At 67.4% G+C, this 19,738-nt stretch carries 16 protein-coding genes; 8 read left to right on the forward strand and 8 right to left on the reverse strand.

What is annotated here, in order from left to right; translation table 11 throughout:
- Nucleotides 1-349 precede the first annotated feature (349 nt).
- Nucleotides 350-673, forward strand: a complete 324-nt coding sequence (locus ACWF99_RS13805) for a WXG100 family type VII secretion target (protein ID WP_067448143.1) — start codon at nt 350-352, stop codon at nt 671-673.
- Between the two features lie 38 nt (nt 674-711).
- A complete protein-coding gene (locus ACWF99_RS13810) occupies nt 712-1,002 on the forward strand; it encodes a WXG100 family type VII secretion target (RefSeq protein WP_378632386.1) in 291 nt (96 codons plus the stop codon).
- Between the two features lie 125 nt (nt 1,003-1,127).
- On the opposite strand, the gene ACWF99_RS13815 is transcribed toward ACWF99_RS13810, so the two are convergent.
- From ACWF99_RS13815 to eccCa, 4 genes are all read right to left on the reverse strand, one after another.
- Nucleotides 1,128-1,973 carry a hypothetical protein gene (locus ACWF99_RS13815; protein ID WP_452536118.1) on the reverse strand — a complete coding sequence of 282 codons (846 nt, stop codon included), beginning with the start codon at nt 1,971-1,973 and terminating at the stop codon, nt 1,128-1,130.
- A gap of 96 nt (nt 1,974-2,069) precedes the next feature.
- On the reverse strand, nt 2,070-2,630 hold the full coding sequence (locus ACWF99_RS13820) for a hypothetical protein (RefSeq protein ID WP_378632381.1): 561 nt from the start codon (nt 2,628-2,630) through the stop codon (nt 2,070-2,072).
- Nucleotides 2,627-4,057 (reverse strand): type VII secretion-associated protein, encoded by a 1,431-nt coding sequence (locus tag ACWF99_RS13825; protein WP_452536120.1) that lies wholly within the window; start codon nt 4,055-4,057, stop codon nt 2,627-2,629. Before ACWF99_RS13825 ends, ACWF99_RS13820 begins: the two co-directional genes overlap by 4 nt.
- The gene (eccCa, locus tag ACWF99_RS13830; RefSeq protein WP_378632377.1) at nt 4,054-8,091 is read right to left on the reverse strand and encodes a type VII secretion protein EccCa; all 4,038 of its coding nucleotides are present in this window, start codon (nt 8,089-8,091) and stop codon (nt 4,054-4,056) included. Before eccCa ends, ACWF99_RS13825 begins: the two co-directional genes overlap by 4 nt.
- A gap of 186 nt (nt 8,092-8,277) precedes the next feature.
- Here eccCa and eccD point away from each other — a divergent pair, with 186 nt between their 5' ends.
- The 3 genes from eccD to ACWF99_RS13845 all read left to right on the forward strand — a co-directional run bounded on the left by eccD (nt 8,278) and on the right by ACWF99_RS13845 (nt 11,989).
- Nucleotides 8,278-9,744: a type VII secretion integral membrane protein EccD gene (gene eccD / locus ACWF99_RS13835; protein WP_378632375.1), complete on the forward strand. Its 1,467-nt coding sequence runs from the start codon at nt 8,278-8,280 to the stop codon at nt 9,742-9,744.
- On the forward strand, nt 9,741-11,159 hold the full coding sequence (gene mycP / locus ACWF99_RS13840) for a type VII secretion-associated serine protease mycosin (protein WP_378632373.1): 1,419 nt from the start codon (nt 9,741-9,743) through the stop codon (nt 11,157-11,159). The genes eccD and mycP overlap by 4 nt, the downstream gene beginning before the upstream one ends.
- 62 nt (nt 11,160-11,221) lie before the next feature.
- On the forward strand, nt 11,222-11,989 hold the full coding sequence (locus ACWF99_RS13845) for a potassium channel family protein (RefSeq protein ID WP_378632372.1): 768 nt from the start codon (nt 11,222-11,224) through the stop codon (nt 11,987-11,989).
- On the opposite strand, the gene eccB is transcribed toward ACWF99_RS13845, so the two are convergent.
- On the reverse strand, nt 11,986-13,464 hold the full coding sequence (gene eccB / locus ACWF99_RS13850) for a type VII secretion protein EccB (RefSeq protein WP_378632370.1): 1,479 nt from the start codon (nt 13,462-13,464) through the stop codon (nt 11,986-11,988). The genes ACWF99_RS13845 and eccB overlap by 4 nt on opposite strands.
- Nucleotides 13,465-13,577: 113 nt before the next feature.
- Between eccB and eccE the strand changes: the two genes are divergently transcribed.
- Nucleotides 13,578-15,221 carry a type VII secretion protein EccE gene (gene eccE / locus ACWF99_RS13855; protein ID WP_378661969.1) on the forward strand — a complete coding sequence of 548 codons (1,644 nt, stop codon included), beginning with the start codon at nt 13,578-13,580 and terminating at the stop codon, nt 15,219-15,221.
- Between the two features lie 48 nt (nt 15,222-15,269).
- On the opposite strand, the gene ACWF99_RS13860 is transcribed toward eccE, so the two are convergent.
- A complete protein-coding gene (locus ACWF99_RS13860; protein ID WP_378661967.1) occupies nt 15,270-15,830 on the reverse strand; it encodes an NADPH-dependent FMN reductase in 561 nt (186 codons plus the stop codon).
- Nucleotides 15,831-15,960: 130 nt separating this feature from the next.
- Between ACWF99_RS13860 and ACWF99_RS13865 the strand changes: the two genes are divergently transcribed.
- Nucleotides 15,961-16,917, forward strand: a complete 957-nt coding sequence (locus ACWF99_RS13865) for a GAF domain-containing protein (protein WP_452536610.1) — start codon at nt 15,961-15,963, stop codon at nt 16,915-16,917.
- Here ACWF99_RS13865 and ACWF99_RS13870 read toward each other — a convergent pair whose 3' ends face one another.
- On the reverse strand, nt 16,918-17,724 hold the full coding sequence (locus ACWF99_RS13870; protein ID WP_378661961.1) for an S-methyl-5'-thioadenosine phosphorylase: 807 nt from the start codon (nt 17,722-17,724) through the stop codon (nt 16,918-16,920).
- 134 nt (nt 17,725-17,858) lie between these two features.
- Here ACWF99_RS13870 and ACWF99_RS13875 point away from each other — a divergent pair, with 134 nt between their 5' ends.
- The gene (locus ACWF99_RS13875) at nt 17,859-18,194 is read left to right on the forward strand and encodes a metal-sensitive transcriptional regulator (RefSeq protein WP_378632361.1); all 336 of its coding nucleotides are present in this window, start codon (nt 17,859-17,861) and stop codon (nt 18,192-18,194) included.
- A gap of 406 nt (nt 18,195-18,600) precedes the next feature.
- Here ACWF99_RS13875 and ACWF99_RS13880 read toward each other — a convergent pair whose 3' ends face one another.
- Nucleotides 18,601-19,566, reverse strand: coding sequence for a helix-turn-helix domain-containing protein (locus tag ACWF99_RS13880; protein ID WP_452536122.1), 966 nt, complete (start codon nt 19,564-19,566; stop codon nt 18,601-18,603).
- Between the last annotated feature and the right edge of the window lie 172 nt (nt 19,567-19,738).

Raw genomic sequence — 19,738 nt, forward strand, 5'->3', positions numbered from 1 at the left:
ACCAGCGGTGGTAGGAATCGGACATGGCCACGCGCCCCAAGGTGCGGTAAGGTCCACGGCAGTTGCCGTGCCCGCAGCGCGACCAGCCTGCGATGGGGAGGAGGGGGGACCACGGCGACGATGGCCATCAGTTGCGACGACGACGTTTGCACTGGCCATCGACACTGTCGCCACCGGTTCGTCCGGACGAACCGGCAGTACGACGAACACCGCGGATGGCGGTGAACGGGGACGTCCGAGACCTTTCGAAAATTGGATGGAACCGATCGCTCGCGGCTCGCGTCCAACTAGATGAAGAGGTCGAATGCCGCGGAGCATCGCGACCTGACCCATTCGGAGAGGATCCACTATGGCAGTGAAAGCGTCAGTCAACGCGGAAGCCGTTAAGACGTTCGCGCACGGCTGCGAAGACAAGCACGCCGCGCTCGTGAAGGCAATCCGGGACCTCAAGACCTTCGAGGACCAGCTCACGGCCACGTGGACGGGTGAGGCGAAGTTCGCGTTCGACTCGTTCATGGAGCGGTACTACTTCCAGGCTGACAAGCTGAACGACAAGCTTCTGCAGACCGTCGAGAACCTGATGACCACCAGCGGGAAGTTCACGAACGCTGACGAAGCGTTCCGCGACACCGTGGCGTCGCACACGTCGAGCCTCGACCTCCCCGCACTGTAGTCCTCACTCACACATTCGACTGATTCGAAGGAGACCTCATGACCAATATTTCTGCCAAGTTCGGCGAGGTCGCAGCCACTGCCGATGAAATTCGGAATGCTGCGCAGGGCGTCCAGAACATGCTCGAAGACTTCAAGAACGAAGTTGCGAAGTTTGTCGCCGAGAGCTGGGACGAAGGTAGCGCCTCGGAGGCGTTCCGTACCCTGCAGGCGACCTGGGACACCCACTCGGTGCAGCTGCAGACCACGCTCGACGGTGCCGCGAAGCTCGTCAGTAGCGGTAACTCCGACCTGCAGAGCACGGACACGGCCCTCGCCGGCCTGTTCTGAGCCACACCTTTCGAGCCCCCGAGCTACTGCTCGGGGGCTCGAATTGTTTCTACTGCAGAAGATCTCGAACCAACGCCACTGCTGGCGCTATTGCGGTTTGCTTACCCGGCCGGGACTCGGTTTACCTAGAACCCAGCGCGCTCGAGGTATTTCAACGCAGCATCTTTGTCCTTGAACCCTGACATCACCGTGTACAGCTTCGTCGCCGTGTTGAAGGTTTCCACGGTGGCCCCGCCACCCGGGATCGTGTCATCGATGCGGAACTTCTTCTCGCCCTTGTCCATCAGCCATTCCGGGTGCTGACTGCTCCACTGACGGAGCAGTTTGTCCGGGTTGGTGTCGATCCAGGCGATCGGGTAGCGGTCGATGTCGACGGCTGTTCTGAGCAGGCCTACCGTCAAGCCGTTCTTGGCCGGCACCGTGAAGACCACTCGGACCGCGTACGGGTCGTTGCCGATCGGGGCCTTCTCGGTGATGTTGTTGACGGCGACGACTTCGCGTAGGGGCGCGGGCAATGCTTCGAGGACGATCTTGGCGTCGGACGAAACAGGTTGCGGGGCCGCCTTGGTCGTCGTCGGTGCGGGTTTGGAGGTGCTCTTCGCAGAGGTGGGCGCCGCGGGCGCTTCCTGGACCGACGATGGGGGTGCTGCGACCGTTGCCGCTTCGTCGTCGCCTCCGCCGGCGACAGCGACAACCCCGACCACCAGCACACCGATGACGACAACAGCGCCGCCGACCAATACTAGGGGCGATTTCCACCACGGGTTCGGCTGCGGCGGTTGGGGCCATCCCTGCTGCGGTGGTTGACCCCAACCCTGTTGCGGGTGGGGCTGACCACCCGGCTGCGGATGCGGCTGCGAGCCGTACTGCGGCGGCTGCATCGGCGGATACGGCTGCTGACCGGCATACTGCTGCGGCGCACCCTGACCGGGTGCCCAACCCGGACCTTGCTGCGGCGGTGGATAAGTCATGGTTTCCCCTCCCGATTCGCAGGCCGCAGGCGGTACACAGGCGACCCGGTGCGAGCGTACTTGCGCACGCCGCCGAACCCGAATCGAGGCAATCCGCTACCGCTCGCTGATCCGCACACCGCTCAGGATCGTGTCCAGGTCCGAGCGGTAGCGGGGGACATTGGCGATGGGGGTTTGGGTGGTTATTCGGATGGGGTAGAACTTGTCGCCCACCGGGTAGGCGAACTCCAGGTAGTCGTGGTGGGAGTTGGCGGTGGTTCCGGTGGTGAGCTGGGCGGGGGTACCGCAGATCCGCACTTCTTCGGAACGTGTTCGATGCCAGTCGGATTCGTGGGGGCGCAGGATCCGCAGGGTGTTACTCGCGGCGTCGGCGGTATTCGCCGGGCTGAAGGTAGTGACGGTGACCGTGGCCATGCCGAAGGGTGGGTCGGCGCCTTCGATGGTTTCGAAACGGTGGAGTACGAGACCGCCGCCTTCGACCGGCTGGGTCGACCAGCCCGGGGGTTGCGGGGCATGGATGGTGAAGCCGGCGGGGTTGGCTGTGGTGGCTGACGGTAGGTCGGCAGGGCACGACGGCGCGCTGGATGTCGACAGCTCGGCCGGGGTGCATGCCAGAGTGCAGGACGCCAGGAGTGTGGCGAAGAGGACGCGGCTCATGCCCCGACGTGGACGCCTCCGACGACCTGCTCGCAGGCGGACATCACACCGGCCCAACCATTTTCGGCGTACTGGCAACCGATGCTGACCTGGACTCCGCGTTCGACGAGGACCTGCCAGCGAACCGTTGACCCGTCGGCGGGACGCTCTTCGTAGGAGAGTCCGGGGCGGCCGGCGAAGACTACGTCTCGGCGCACGGGGGTGACGGTGCCGGCGGGCTTTTTGGCGATTTGGGCGCTGAGGTCGGCGGCGACCTCGTCGTAGCCGGCACCGGGGGTGACCGGTTTCTGGGTGATGGTGATGCGGTGGCGGGCCGCGTCGTCGGGGACGAGGTCGGCGCGGGAGTCGGTGGCCGTGGTGCGGTGCCAGCCCACAGGGATCTCGACGACGACTCGGCCGACTGTCTCGGTGGTGGGTTTCGGCTTCGGTTTTGCCGACGTGGGCTGGGGCGCTGCGCTCGTCACCACGGGGGCCGAGGTGGTCGCGACGGCGGCAGTGGCCTGTTGGTCACCGGATCCGAACAGGAAGAAGCCACCGATCGCCGCCGCGGCGACAACAGCGGCGAGAGCCGCCGCGCCGATGTAGAGCGGGCGGCGATCGACCGGGTTGGTCGCCGCGGCACGTTCGCGCAGGGGCTGCATCCACTCGGCCGCGGGCGGGATGTTCGGCGTGTAGGTGGGGGTCTTCTGAGTCGGGCGCGCCAGATCTGTTCCGGTCAGCGGGCTGACGGGCACGCCCGCACCGCACGCGCTTTCGACTGCGGCGGTGACCGCGGCCAGTACCGCCGGATCGGTGGCGCCGAACACCTGGACGACGTCGGCGGGGCGATCGGCGAGCAGGCGGCCGAGAAGTGCCGTGAGCCGGCCGAATCCTTCCTCGTCGGCGAGTTCGGAGGCAGCCAGGTTCGGTTCGACCTCGACCGCCTCAACGTGGGTGCCGTACGTGTCGTAGGTGACCGACGACGCCGAGGTCGACAGCATGCCGAACTCGATGATCGCGGTGCGGCGGCTACGACTGGCGGTGACATCGACGGCCGAGGCCCGCAGGGCACAGGCCTCGAACGCCACCTCGTGGGTGAATTGCTGTGCGGCGGTATCGAACAGATCGAGTTCGGGTTGTCCCCACGAGGTGGGATGCACGACGACGATCCGCTCACACAGCGGCGTCACCCGCAGGGTGTCCATGATCGCCGCGAGCAGCGCGGACAGGGCTTGGCTCACCGTCGGCATCCGAGGTGGCAACGCGAGCACACCACCGGCCAGGTACTGCACCACCGACACCGCCTGGGTGGGCGGGATCAGCGGCTCGCCGACGACGAGATCGGAACCGTTGCTGCCCAACACGACCGACGGCGCGACATCCCAATGGGTGGTGGCGCCACGCGCCCACACTTTGGCTTCGCTGACAACGAGCTCGACGACGGTCATTCCGGTTGCGGCATCCAGGCGGTCTGGACCAGGCCCTCGGTATTACGCGTGACGAAGGTGCCACGCCCGGCGGGCTTGGGGCCGGGACGCGTGGTACCGACCATGACGCCTTCGTCTTTGCTGCAGCTCATCACCAGTGCGGCCGAACCGAGGTCCTTCATCCGCGCCAGCGTCGCCTCGTACATGGCACGGCTGGCTCCGCCGGAGCGGCGAGCGATGATCAGGTGGAAACCGAGGTCGCGGGCGTGCGGCAGATGCTCGACGAGCGCCGAGACCGGGTTGCCCGACGAGGTGGCCACCAGGTCGTAGTCGTCGACGAGCACATACAGCTCGGGACCGGTCCACCACGAACGCTCACGCAACTGCTGTGGCGTCACCTCGGGACCGGGGGTCCGCTTGGCGACATACGCCGCGAGGTCGGCCATGTTCTGGGTGAATTGCGGTGCGGTGGAACCATATCCGGCCTGGTAACCCTCGGGGATGATGCCCAGCATCGAGCGGCGGTAGTCGCCGACGATGAACCGTGCCTCGTTGGGGGTGTTCGACGCGGCGATGCCCTCGATGATCGAGCGCAACAGCGTGGTCTTACCGGACTCGGAGTCGCCGATGATGATGAAGTGCGGGCTTTCCGCGAAATCAATGTAGACCGGAGCGAGCTCGGCCTCGTTGATACCGATCGGGATGCGCAGGCACTTGGTCGCCGGATCGACGCGCGAGGGCCAGTTGCCCGCCAGGTACAGCAGCTGTTCGCGGGGCAGCTGATCGGGCAGCATGCGGACCTGCGGTGCGGGGCGGCCCGGCGTCATCCGGGCGATCGTCTCGACCGCGGACGACACCGCTTGGCCCAGATTGGACGGATCGGCGGAGCCGTCGATCCGCGGTAGCGCGGTGAGCATGTGCAGGCACTCGGCGGTCATACCGCGGCCGGGACGGCCCTGCGGAACCAGCGACGCGAACTTGCGGCCGAGGTCGGAATCCATCGGATCGCCGAGGCGCAGCTCGATGCGGGTGCCGATCTGGTCCTTGAGCGCGGGGCGGGCTTCCGCCCAGCGGGCGAGTGCGATCACCACATGCACGCCATACGAAAGACCCTGCACCGCAAGGTTCATGATGACCTGCTCGAGCGCGTCGAAGTCCTGGCGGATCGAGCCGTAGCCATCGATCACCAGGAACACGTCACCGAACGGATCCTCGTGCGCGCCCTGGGCGGCCGGGCTCGACGCCGGGTCCATCGAACGCAGGCGACGGAATTCGACCATCGACTCGATGCCGAGCTGACGGAACTTCGCCTCACGTGTGCGAACGATCGTGGTCATCTCGGCGACGGTGCGCCGGACCTGGTCCTCGTCGAGGCGGCTTGCCACCGAACCGACGTGCGGCAGACCCTGCAGGCTGGTCAGCGTGCCACCACCGAAATCGAGGCAGTAGAACTGCACCTGCTCGGCGGTGTGGGTCAACGCCATCGCCATGATCATCGAACGCAGGGCGGTCGACTTGCCCGACTGCGGACCGCCGACGATCGCGACATTGCCTCGCGAACCGGACAGGTCGACCACGAACGGGTCGCGGCGCTGGTCGTAGGGGCGGTCGACGATGCCCATGGGGGCACGCAGGGTGGCGATCGCGGCGAATTCGCCGGTGAGGATCGAGCGCGGCACGAGCTGATCCATCGTCGGCGCTTCGTCGAGCGGCGGCAACCAGATCTCGTGGGCAGGTCGGCCGTGGCCCGAGATGCGCGAGACCAGCATGTTCAGGTTCGACATCTGCTCGTTGTCGTCGCCGACCGGTTCCGGCTCGAACTCGGCCTCCACCGGCAGCGGAACCCGATCGGCGGCGCGGAAGCCGACGTGGGTCGCGGCGAAAGGCCGGGCGTTGACGTCGATCTCGCCGCCGACGATGCCGGCACTGGTGACCTCGCGGGCCGAACCACCACCGACGTAGGGACCCGACACGTACGAAGCCTGGAAGCGCTGGATCTCACCCGAATCGGACTTCAGGTAACCGCCACCGGGGGTGCTCGGCAGGTTGTAGGCGTCGGGGACGCCGAGGACCTGACGGGACTCGTTGGCGGAGAAGGTCTTCAGGCCGATGCGGTAGGACAGATGCGATTCCAGGCCCTTGAGCTTGCCCTCTTCCAGACGCTGCGAGGCGAGCAGGAGGTGGACCTGCAGCGAGCGACCGAGGCGGCCGATCATCACGAAAAGTTCCGCGAAATCGGGGTGCTGGGTGAGCAGTTCGGAGAACTCGTCGAGCACGACGAACAGCGCGGGCAGCGGGTCGAGGTCGGCGCCCGCCGCGCGGGCCTTCTCGTATTCGGAGACGTTGGCGAAGTTGCCCGCCTGCCGCAGGACTTCCTGGCGACGGTTCATCTCGCCCGCCAGCGCGTCCTTCATACGGTCGACGAGGTCGGCTTCGTCCTCGAGGTTGGTGATGACCGCGGCGACGTGCGGAACGCCGTCGAGGCCGAGGAACGTCGCACCACCCTTGAAGTCGACGAGGACCAGGTTGAGCTGGTCGGGCGAGTGGGTGGCGAGCAGGCTGAGCACCAGGGTGCGCAGGAACTCCGACTTACCGGAACCGGTCGCGCCGATGCACAGGCCATGCGGGCCCATGCCGTTCTCGGCGGCTTCCTTGATGTCGAGCTCCACCGGTGCGCCGTCGGCGCCGATGCCGAACGGCACGCGCAGACGCTCGCGGCCGTAGCGGGGACGCCAGGCGCTGGCCGGGTTGAAGTTGCCGATATCGCCCAGGTTCATCAGCTGCGACCAGGTGGAGATCGTCTCGGTCTCGTCGGTCTCGACATCGCTGCTGCGCTGGGTGGCCGCACGGTAGGGCGCGAGCCTGCGGGCGAGCTGCTGGGCCTGCTCGGCGCTGACCCGGTCGATGGTGGCGAAGCGTTCCTGGTTGCCGGTGGCACCGCGGCCCAGGCACTCGCCGTCTTCGACGACCATCTTGATGCCACGGGAAACAGCAAGGCGCGGTGCGTAATTGCACAGGTCGATGATGGTGACGCCCTCGTACCCGGACTCACGCAGCTGGTCGTCCTCGGCCTCGAGCAGGCCACCGTCGACGACGATCACCACGTGCACCATGTTCGGGTTGTTCGGCTGGTTACGCGAGTAGCGGACCCGGTTGCCGAGCAGCGGATGCAGGCCGCTCATCGCCTCGCGGATGGAGCCGTAGAACATGCGCTGGGTGCCGATGCCGTCCTGGGAATCGGGGTGCTGGGTATGCGGGAGCCACTTGGTCCACTCCCACTCGCGGGCGGTGTCCGGGCCACAGACCACGGCGACGAGCACCTGGTCGGGCGCCTGGAACATGCACAGCTGCAACAACATCGCACGCGTCATGTCGCGCGCCTGGGCGCGGTCGCCGTCGAGGGCGACGGTGCCGAAGCCCTTCACCGCGATGGCGGTGGGCAGATCGGGAACCGTGGAATGCGCGCGCACGAAACGGCGCAGCGACACCGCGGCGATGGGCTCCAGCTCTTCGACGGGGCCGGTCTCGGGGGCTACCAGCCTGGTCGCCAGGCGCTGGCCGCCGAGGCCGATGCGCGCGTGGCAGAAATCCTTGTCGCCGGAACGGCGCTCCCACATCCGGCTGGTGCCCGCGAGCATCCAGATCAGGCCGGGCTCGGGGTGGCTCCACTCGACGGCGGCGCGCTGCTGCTTGGCGGTCTCGTCGACGTCTTTACGGACCTGATCGAGGTAGCGCAGATAATCCTTGCGGTCCTCGTTGGCTTCCGCGGCCTTGGCTCCCTTGCCACCACCCTGCCCGAACATGGTGACCATCGACATGATCATCATCATCGGGAACATCATCGACATCGGGTTGGACAGCATGCCGCTGCCCTGGGTGAACATCAGCGCCATCATGCCGACCATGCCGACGACCATGACGACGGGCATCAGCTTCGCGAGCAGGTTGCCCGGGGTGATCCGCGGGATCTCCGGCGGCGGCTGCAGCGTGACCTCGCCACCCGGTGTACGCGGCATCTCGCGCCGGGCACGGCGCTGGAACCTGACGGTGCTCATGGTCGAAGACTCCCCCTGCTTGACTACTCGCTCATCTGTCGTCGCGACGGGCTCAGTGTAGAGGTCGCGGCCGACATGTCGTATGGTTCGTCAGGCATTCTGCTGTCCGAACGGTGGGTTCCGCAAACTGTCGACCGTGTGAGCGGTCGAGCGGAAACACGAGGTAGAGACGGAACTGGGGGAGTTTTGACGCACGCGCGACTCGATCATGTGGAAGAGGACTCCGCACGCGGCATCGTTCGCGCGCCGGACCTTGCCCGAGTAACCATCCTGGCCAAGCACACGCAGGTAGACATGGCTATTCCGGTCGACGTGCCGGTCGCCCTCGTCATCCCCAGCGTGGTCGACATGGTCGCGCAGCACAGCCGCTCGAATGATTTCGACAACGACGGCGAACGCTACGAACCCGCCGAGTGGGTGCTCGCCCGCATCGGCCACCCCCCGTTCTCGAACTCGCTCAGCCTCGGCGAACAAGGCGTGCGCGACGGCGAACTGCTGATGCTGGAGAGCGCATCGCACGCGGCGCCGACGCCCCTGTTCGACGACATCATGTACAACGTCGCGGTCGCCGACGCCGAGCACTACCGCAGCTGGACGCCGAAGACCGCCCGCGTCACCGGTTCGGTGCTCGCCGCACTCACCATGCTGGTCGGCTGCTTCGGCCTGCTGGCCGCGCCGGATGCGTTGCCGTTCTGGGTTTCCGGGTCGCTCGCACTGTTCGTCGCGATCCTCTGCGTGGTGGCGGGCACGGTGCTGAGCCGCATGTACCGCGATGCCTCGGCCGCGCTCGTGCTGGCCGGCTGCGCGCTGCCGACCGCGTTCACCGGCGGCATGCTGCTGGTGCCCGATCACTACGGCGCGGCGCATCTGCTGCTCGGATTCGCGCTGCTCGGTTCCATCGCGGTGCTCGCCTGGCGGGTCACCGGCATCGGCCTCGCGCTGTTCATCGGCGCGGCGACCGTCTCGGTGTTCGGCGTGCCCGCGGCCCTGGTGGGGCTGCTCACCGATCAGCCGGTCAAGGCGATCGGCGCGGCCGTCGCCGCGCTCGGACTGGCCGGACTCTCACTCGCGCCGCGTGTTTCGATGCTGCTGGCCAAACTGCCGTTGCCGCCGGTCCCCTCCCCCGGCACCCCGATCGATCCGACCGAGGACGATCCGGACGACCACCGCGCCCTGCCGACCCTCGATGCCCTGCGGGCGCGGTCGGAGCGGGCCCGTAACTACCTCGCCGGCCTGGTCAGCGCGACCACGCTGGTCACCGTCGCCGGCGCGCTGCTGGCGACCGACGCAGGCTCCGAAGATCCCTACTGGCCCGGCATCTCGCTCGCGCTGGTGTGCGCGGTGGTACTGATGTTCCGCAGCCGCACCTACGCGGGCGCCGAACAGGCCATCGTGCTGATCGCGGGTGGCTCGTCGATCGTGCTGATCATGCTGGTGGGCGTCGCGCTCGAAATGCGCCAGCCGCTGGTCGTTTTCGGTGCCGCGCTGGTGATTCTGATCTCGGCGCTGGTGATGGGCCTGATCGTGCCGAACCAGTCCGCGACGCCGCCGATGCGCCGGGCCGTCGAACTGCTCGAGTACGCGTTCGTCGCCGCGGTGCTGCCGCTGGTGTTCTGGGTCGCCGATCTCTACTCGCTGGTTCGCGGGCTGTGAGGCTCGGCTTTCGACTGACGGCCGTTGCTCTGGTCGTCGGTCTGAACGCCGGATTCGGTCTCTACGGCACAGCGCACGCGGACCGGCCGCCGGCCATCGACCCCGGAATGCTGCCCGCGGGAGATCCCGCCGCGCCGCCGGACAAGACCGAACGCGGCAGCGGTACCAACGGACTGTGCTTCCGCACCCAGGCGAGTACGGCGACGGCGGTGATTCCTCCCAGCCAGCGCTCCCTCGATCTGGAGCGGGCGTGGGAATTCTCGCGTGGCGCAGGACAACTCGTCGCGGTGATCGACACCGGCGTGGAGCCCCACCCCCGCCTGCCCGATCTGTGGGCAGGCGGTGACTACGTGGCCGCGGGCGGCAACGGGACCGAGGACTGCGACGTGCACGGCACGGTCGTCGCCGGCATCATCGGCGCGACCAAGATCGACAACCAGGGCTTCTCCGGTGTCGCGCCCGAGGCCCGCATCCTCAGCATTCGCCAGACCAGCTCCCTCTACCAGTCCGAGGGCGCGGGCCGGAACAAAGGGCCCGACGATTTTCCCGAGGGCTACGGCAAGGTCTCCTCACTCGCGAGCGCGATCCGGCGGGCAGCCGACTTCGGCGCCCGCGTCATCAACATCTCGCTCGTCGCCTGCAACAGCGGTTCCCCGGCCAACGAAGCGGCGTTCGGCGCGCTCGGCGCAGCTGTGCGGTACGCGGCGCTGGAGAAGGACGTGGTGATCGTCAGCTCGGCGGGTAACTCCGACAACGCCTGCAAGTCGGGCAATCCCGGGCCCGACCCGCTCAAACCCGCACAAGATCTGTGGAGCACGATCCGCACCTATGTGAATCCCGCCTGGTACGACGAATATGTGCTCTCGGTCGGCTCCATCAGCGCCAACGGCGCACCGTCGTCGTTCACCGTGCCCGGTCCGTGGGTCGGCATTGCCGCACCGGGAGAAGGCATTACGTCCCTCGATGCCAGGACCACCGGCATCTCCGACGGCAAGTACGACAACCAGGGCAAGTACATGGCCTACAGCGGAACAAGTTTCGCTTCGCCGTATGTCGCCGGCGTCGCCGCACTGGTGCGCGACAGGTTCCCGGACCTGACCGCCAAGCAGGTCATCCAGCGGTTGCAGGCCACGGCCCACGCACCGGCAGAGGGCTGGAATCCGTACATCGGTTACGGCGCAGTGGATCCCGTCGCGGCGCTCACCAACGAAGTGCCGAGGGAACTTCCGCCGAAGCAGGCCAGCCCGGCGCGCAGCCTGCAGCTCGCGGTGCCCGCACCGCCGCCGCCCGCGGACAACACCGCGCGCAACGTGGCCCTGATCGGTTCCGGCGCCATCGGCCTCATCCTGGTCCTCGGCGTACTGGCGTCGTTCCCGATCCGGCGCAAATTCGGGATGTCGGCCGACGATCTCTGACCTGCTCGACCAAAGAGCAGGGTACGGTCGGCGGGCCAGAGCCCGTCGACCCAGGTAGCCGCATGAATTCGTCAACAACCGACCGTCCACTCACCCGCAGGCAGCGGTGGGAGCGCGCGACCAATCTGCCGTTGATGGCGCTCGCGGTGGTGTTCGTCATCATGTACGCGTGGCGGGTGCTCGATACCGATGTGTCACCGCGGCTCGACACCAGCCTCGTGCTGGCCGATATCGCGATCTGGGCGGTGTTCTTCGTCGATTTCGTGGTCAGATTGCGGCTCTCGGGCGACCGTTTGCGCTTCGTCCGCAAGCACCCACTAGACCTGCTGGTCGTGCTCGTGCCGCCGTTTCGTCCGCTGCGTCTGCTCCGTGCTTCGCTGCTGCTGCTCGATGCCCTCAACCGCGCGACGCACCCGCGCACCCGCCTGGTGACCTTCGTGGCCACCAGTTCCCTGCTGATCCTGTTGCTGTCGAGTCTGGCCTTCTTCGACGCCGAATACGGCGCACCCGACTCCAAGATCGAGACCTTCGGCGACGCACTGTGGTGGTCGGCGGTCTCGGTGACCACGGTCGGCTACGGCGACGTCTACCCGGTGACCACCGAGGGCCGACTGGTCTCGCTGGTGCTGATGACGTTGGGCATCGGCCTGATCTCCTTCGCCATCGGCACCATGACCAGCTGGGTCGTCGAACAGCTCAAGACCGTCGACGATGCCGCCGACCGCGCCGAGAGCATGCTCCGCGAACTGGTCGAGGAGGTCAGAGCCTTACGGACCGAGGTCGCCGAACTTCGCTCCGATTCCGCGAAGTCGGCAGCCCTACCCGACTAATTGACCGTGGCGACAGGCTTTTTGGCCGGCGAGGGATCGGGCGCGACACCGTCGTGCGCGACCATCGCCTCTTCCCGGCCCATCGTCGGCCCACCCGCGAGCAGTCCGATGATCGGCCACGGCGCCGGTTCGGCCTTGACTTCCTCCAGGCCGAGCGCCTTGACCGCGTCGGCGTTCTTGACGCCGAAGCGGACGCCGGTATCGGCGATGTAGAACAGGCTGTCCTTGCGGCGGCTGTTCGGTTCGATGCCGGTGGACTGCACGTAGGCGCCGGACGCCGGCGGAATGAAGACGGTGTCCGCGTTCGGGCCCGCGCCGTCGGCCTGCGCGAGGTCGACCATCTTCGCCTTGTCCGGGATCGGCAGATCGATGCCGGTCAGCAAGGTCAGCTCGGCGCGTGCGGTTGCGTCGGTGTTGTCGGTGGCGCCCGCGATCGGCTTCCACGACATGCAGCTGACCGGCTGGTCCTTGGCGGTGATCAGCGTCGGCCGCTCGCGCGGGTAGTCCTGCACCTTCAACGTCTGGACGATGGTCGCGTAGGTGCGGTCGGTCGACTGAATAGTCGTGCCGTTCATCATGGTCGGATAGAAGTTGCGGATGATCTGGGCGGTCAGCGCCGAAATCTCCTGCAGCCCGTTCTGGAGCACCACATAGTTCTGGTTGGGCTCGTTGAACACCTGGACCACGTCACCGATCTTGTGGCCGCTCACGTTGTAAGTCGGTGTGCCACCGGGGTTGTCGATGACCGGCGTGATCAGCGGCAGCACTTCGGGAATCGCGTTGAGCAGACCCTCGCCGATCGGGCGCGGAGTCACGCCGGTGATGCCGAGTGCGTGGGTGACGGCCGGATCGTCCATCTTCACGCGCGCACGCTTGCCGTCGTAGACCAGGTAGACGGCGTCCTTGCCCTTCACGAGCATGGCTTTGCCCGCATCCACCTTCGATGCCTTGGCGCCGAGATTCGGGTCACCGGCGAGCACCGACGTGGTCAGATCCGCTGTGCCGTCGGACTTGAGCTGATCGCACACCGTCCAGGTGCGGCCCTTGCCGCCCTTGTCGTAGAGGATCGACGACGGGGCGCCCGGAATGCCGATGAGCTGCCCGCGGGGCTTTTTCCCGAGCTCGGACTCCTTGACGATCGCTGCCTTCGACGCCTCACCGGCCGCCAGCCGGGCCGAGGCCAGGTTCAGCGCGGGATGCACCACATTGTCGACGACCACGTAGACGCCGCCGGATTCCTTCGCGATCAGGATCTTGCTGTCGCCGATCTTGTCCTGCGGGCGCAGCAGCGCGAGCACACCACACCCTGCGAGGACGACGATGCCGAGCACCAGCCCGACCACGTAGGCACGGGTCTGCGCGCGCATCGGGTCGTGCAGCATGCGCACATCCCGGCGCACCAGGGCGTGCTCCATTCGCCGCACCAGGAAGCGGTATCCGCTGACCTGCCAGCGCGTTGTGGGTTTTGAAGGCATGGTTCCTCCCCCGAACAGTGCTCTCGTCCGGGCAACACAGTACAGTTCCCGGCAGCAGTTGTTCGCATTCGGCCATCGGCCGATCGACAAATGGGTACCTGGGGGAGGAACGAATGGCTGAGTTCACCGGGGCGGGACCGCGCCCGCTGTTCGGTCGGATTTCGCTGCCGCACCTACTCATTGCGCAGGTCCTCGGCCTGATCGCGGGGGTTGTCGCGCTGATCTGCCGCATCGATGCGCTGACGTCGCTCGCCATCGCCGTCGTGGTGGCGCTGCTGCCGCTGATCCCGATCGGCAAGCGCACGATCCTCGACTGGATCTCGACCATCCGCCGGTATTCCGCCAAGCGCGACTACACACTCGGCGACACCGTCGACTTCCGTGACACCGACGGGCGCTCGCTCGGCCTGTACTGGGACGGCAGTCGCGTGGTCACCGTCGTCGAGGTGCTGCCGCCGCGCGGCGGGCTGACCCGAATCGCTCGCACCGCCGTGCACGCCTCGCACCTGTTGCCGCTGCCCGAACTGGCCGCCTGCCTCCACCAGCACGACATCCTGCTCAGCGGGATCGACATCATCAGCCACGGCCACCGCAGCCGGTCCGGCACACCCGCGGGCGCGATCTACGAATCGCTGCTCGGCCCGCTGCCCGCGACCGCGCACCGCACCGTGTGGCTCGCCATCAGCTTCGACGCGGTGGCCTGCCCGGACGCGACGGCTCGTCGTGGCGGCGGCACCGACGGCGCTTCCCGCTCGGTCACCATCGCCACCCAGCGGATCATGCGCACGCTCGAAGACGCCGACTGCAATGCGCGCATCCTCACCGCACCGGAGATCCGCAAGGCCGTTCAGCAGATCACCGCAGGTCTCGATCCGCGCACGCTGAGTCAGCGATGGAAGTACGCCGAGATCGGCAACGCGGTGAACATCGGCAGTGCGGTGGATCCCAAGCAGCTGGGTTCGGATCTGCTCGCGCAGCTGTGGGTCGCGCCGTCGCGGGGGACGACGGTCGCGGTGCGGTTGCGTCCCGGTAGCGACGCCGAATCCGTGAGTGTCGGCGCCGCATGGCGATTGACCGCGCGCGAGCTGCCCGAGAAGACCAAGTCCAAGGGCATGGTGTCGATGAGCGGTCGTCATCGCGACGCGCTGCTGGCGCACCTGCCGATCGCGGTGCCCGGTGTCGACGACACGATCCCGACCATCGAGTACCCGATCGACGTCATCGGCGCACTGCATCTTCCGTCGTCGGGTTGCGGGCAGCTGCTGGGCTCCGACGACGAGGGCAACGGCGTCGCCACCAGGATCGTCGGCGCCGGTATCTCCACCGTGTACGTCGCCGGTGAGCTGTACCTGGCCCAGCAGTTGGTGTTCCGCGCGCTGGCTGTCGGCGAGCGGGTGCTGGTGCGCACCGACCGGGCGCAGGCCTGGGAGCAGTTGGTGACCACCGTCGGCAATCCGGAGCGGCTGACCATCGCCGTCGAAACCCACCAGTCCGACGCGGGTTTCACCGCGACGGTGGTGGACGGTGTGCTCGCGCCCGCCCCGCACGCCGGTGTCACCACGATCTACCTCACCGGTGATCCGAACGGCTGGCCCGCTTCTCGCCCCGACCTGGAGATCTTCCAGCCCGGAGCGATCGGCAACCGCGTGGTGCTGCGCACGGGAACGACCAGGGTGAACCTCACGCTGGTATCGATTCCGCGCGAGTCGACCTACATCGGCCAGCCGCGTGGTCAGCGCGCGATGGCGTCGGCCTGATCGGTTCGCCGTAGCTCGCGTCACCATGCGGGTGATGCCACGGCAGACTCAGCCCGGATACGGTTCCACGGTGCGGGCTGCCCGCAAAGTCGTTCCCCACCAGGACAATTGGTTCAGCATGCGGTCGCATGCGTCGATCGCGGCGGCGTCGTCGGTCATGCCGGCCTTGTCGAAGCGGCGTTTGGCCTGGGCGAAACTCACCGATTCGCGCACCGACACCATGTGCAGTTCCGCGACCACCTGACGCAACTGCTCGACCGCGCGCAACCCACCCGACAACCCGCCGTAGGAGACGAACCCGATCGGCTTGGCCCGCCACTCGTGCTTGGCGCTGTCGAGCGCGGTCTTCAGCGAAGCCGGATACCCGTGGTTGTACTCGGAGGTGACGGCGACGAACGCGTCCGCACCGGCCAGCCTGGCCCGGAACGCCTCGACCTCCGGCGTCTCGGTGAGGTCCACCGGCAACGCCAGATCCCGCAGATCGAGCACCCCCACCTCGAATTCCGGCCGCTCCCCCAGCGCGGTGACCAGCCAGCCGGCGACCACGGGCGCGAATCGCTCGGGCCGGGTGCTGGCGACGATGATCTCCAACCGCAGCGGTGCATTCATGCCGCCGAGCTTATCGACCCCGAAATGCCCCGGTACCGGAGCCGCCGGTCGGCTCGTGCACCATAGGGCTGTCGGTTTCGTTCATGGGGCGCAGGGGGTCGCACGGGTGATTATCGGACGTTGGCAGTTGGTGGAGACGTTGGGGACGTCGCGGGATTGGTCGATGTTGACCGCGGGTACCACGCCGCGCGAATGGGCGTCGTATCAGCGGGCTGTTCCGGCCCGGTTGCAGCCGTTGATCGCGGCCGCGCACGAGACCGGGACGCCGGTGGAGCAGATGTTGCCGAAGTCGCGCAACCCCTGGTCGAAGTTGCGATTTCGGGCCGTGCCGGTGTTGTGGCCGGACTCGTCCGTGCATGCGGTGAAGGTGTGGGTGGGGCCGGAGGTCCCGGCCGACGAGCTTCGCGTGGCCCCGTTCCAGGTCGACGCGTACGCCCGCGTGGTCCGCACTCATCCCGCCGGGCTCGGACCCCACTTCGGTTCGGCCCCGGTCGAATACAGCGGTGCCGAGCCGTTCGAGCGGATCGAGCGTTTCGATCGCGCACTGGAATTCGTTGCCGCGCTGTACCGTTCGGAACCTCGGAGCAGGTGGTCGGGCGTCGCCACCGTGCATTCGGCGATCGGCCCGCGTTCGCTGCTGGTGGCCGCGCGCAACGGCGACGCCGAGCAGCGGTTCACGTGGCGCGGAGTGTCCGTCGATGTCACCGACAGTGTTGCCCCACAGAACAAGTCGTTCGAGGCCGCGACGCTCGAATTGCTGCGCGAGTCCCAGCCGGGCCTCTACCTGGTCATCGTCGACACCGCCCAGGTGCGCGCGGTGCGCTGGGTCACCGAGCCGGTGCCGGGGCTGACATGGCGCGGGGTAGACGAGCGAACCGTCCCGCATCCCGAGGACCGGCCCCGAATCGCCGCCCTGCGGGCCGAGGTGCTGGCCGGTGCCACGCGCGCCGGGTTGAGCGGGTTACGGCTGGCCGCCGAGGCGGGTGGCTGGCTCACCGTCGACGTCGAGGTGTCACCGCTGCCCGGCGGCGGCGCGGCGCCTGCTTTCCTGCTCGCTCAGTTGCAGGTCACCGCGCAGCCGGGGTGATCAGGGCAGTTCGAAGGGCAGCGACACCCCGGCGTGTACGCGGCAGCGCTCGCAGGTGTCGGTGTCGTCGACCGCGGTGACCGCACGTCGCATGAGCTCTTTGAAGGGTCCGAGGTTCTTCTTGAATTCGGCGAACACATCGACTGCGTGCACACCGTCGCCCTCTTCCAGGCCGGCATCCAAGTCGGTGACGAGAGCGACTGCCGCGTAGCACATTTCGAGTTCGCGAGCGAGAACAGCCTCGGGGTGGCCGGTCATGTTGACCAGGTCCCAGCCCTGCCCGGCGAACCAGCGGCTCTCGGCGCGGGTCGAGAAGCGCGGGCCCTGAACGACGACCATCGTGCCGGAATCCTCGACCCGAAGGTCACCGGCGGACTTCACCGCGGCGGCGCGCAGATCATCGCAGTAGGGATCGGCGAAGGAGACGTGCACACCGCCGCCGTCGAAGTAGGTCTGCGGGCGACCCGAGGTCCGATCGACGAGCTGGTCCGGCACCGCCACGGTGCCGGGACCCCAATCGGCGCGCAGGCTGCCGACCGCGCACGGCGCGAACACCCGGCGCACCCCGAGCGAACGCAGCGCCCACATGTTCGCCTGGTAGGGCAGGGTGTGCGGCGCGAACTCGTGCTGCTTGCCGTGCCGGGGCAGGAAGGCGACGGCGCGGCCCTCGACCTCCCCGATCGCGACCGGCGCACTCGGCGCGCCATACGGTGTGTCGACCTCGACGTGCACCGCGTCGTGGTCGAAGAAGTCATAGAAACCGCTGCCGCCGATGACGGCGAGTGCGGGCCGGGGAAGCGAACTCATAGCGCCGATTCTTCCGCCCGGGCCGTCCGCGCGCAGCACCGGGGACCTGTCACCTGACATTTCGACCGCGAAACTGTACCCTAGGGGGGTATTAGTTCGCCACGCGAGCTACCAGGCAGGCGAGGAGACCTACGGTGACAACACCCACCCCCGACACCGCGACCGGCGGCGAGCACGCAGGCCACGCAGGCCACGGCTACATCACCGCCAAGGACGACTACCTCAAGCGACTGCGCCGCATCGAGGGTCAGTCGCGCGGCCTCCAGCGGATGGTCGAAGAGGAAAAGTACTGCATCGACATCCTCACCCAGGTCTCCGCCATGACCAAGGCACTACAGGCCGTCGCGATGGGGCTGCTCGAGGATCACATCTCACATTGCGTCGTCGACGCGGCGATCGCCGGTGGACCCGAGGCCGAAGCCAAGATCAAAGAGGCCACCGACGCGATCGCCCGGTTGGTCAGATCCTGACCGACTCACGAAATCGCCAGTGAGCCCGCGAGCCGAACCGTCACCCTGTCCGCAGACAATCCGGTCCGCGGCTTCGTCGCCTCGCCGACTACGAGATCGGCGAACAGCAGCCCTGACTTACGCGGTGAATCCGGAGAACGCGGCGACGTGGACCTGCTCCCGCCACAGGTCCACGCGCCGGTCCGGGCACACGTGGTCGACTCCCCCCAGGACGCCGACCCGGCCCAGTTCGGTGTGGTAAACCGCCGACGGCGCTACACCGCCGGCGAAGACTTCACGTTCCAGTGGCGTCGGCCATCGTGATCGCTCCTCGTACGCACTGGTCCGACGAGATCCAGTGTGCTGCGAGAACGATCGTGCTGGCAGTCCTCCCGCGCCAAGCCTCTGACAATCAGTGCCACGTTGATCAGCCGATGTGCGACTGCCGATATTCGCCGGGCGTCATCCCTGTTTCCTGGTGGAACACCCGATAGAAGTGCCGTTCGGAGGCGAATCCCGAGGCGTAAGCGACCGCTGCGGGTGGGTGGCTTCTCGTGCGGGCCAGCAGCTTTCGCGCATGCATGATTCGCAATCTGCGCAGGGTGGTGCTGAGGCTGTCGCCGGTGCCGTCGAAGATTCGGAACAGCGTGCGGCGCGAGATGTGACAGGCCGCGGCCACCTCGTCGACGGTCAATTCCGGGTCGGTGCACCGCTTTCGGAGGTAGACCATGACGTGTTCGCGACTGAGCGCGTCAGCAGGGGCATCGACAGGTTCGCTCCCCGCGGCGAGCAGCACCGCCGAGCCGAGGAGGTCGAGCGCACTTCTGGCCAGGATGTCGGCCTGTGCGGGCGATTGCGCGCGGACCCGGGCGAGCTCACGAAAATAGGTGGCCACCACGCCCGCCGGGCTGTCCGGAGCAATCGCGGTGGCGGTCGGTATGCGGACCTCGGCGAGACCCGGCTGCAGGCGGAGCAGTCGCGTCGGCACTCGCACGAGCACCTGCTCGTAGGACACGCTGTCGTGCCAGAGCGAGGGTCGCGCGGTGTCGAGAAATGTCATCTCTCCCGGCTTGAGCAGCACCGAGCGGCCGTCTTGGGTGAGCCGGGCACGACCGGCGACCTGAATGCTGACCAGCAGGTATTCCTCGTCGGCACACGCCACATGCGTCTTGGTGCGCCGGAATTCCTGATTCCCGCCCGCGAGCGCGGTCAGCGAGAAGTCGGCGACTCCGGGCAAGGGACTGCTGGTGAGCCTGCCGAACGTGGGCGCGTCCAATGTGGGATCGAGCGCGAGTGGGAAATACGTCTTCGTCATCAACGCTTCCCACTCCTCGAACTCCGCACTGCGCGGTGTCGGCGCCGAGAACTCCAGCGTCGTCGTTTCGTTCGCCACAGGCGACCTCCGGAAACGAGAATCGGGTGCTGCCGTCACTGCGGCATCGCCCAGAAGAATACCCCCGCTCCGCGCCTCGAATGCAATTGCAAATGTACTTGCATTCGGCCTTGACCAGGTAAAACCTCACTGCGCAAGCCTCTTTCAGCACACTCCGGTACGAGGGCCGCAG

This window comes from Nocardia sp. NPDC055002 (assembly GCF_053608825.1).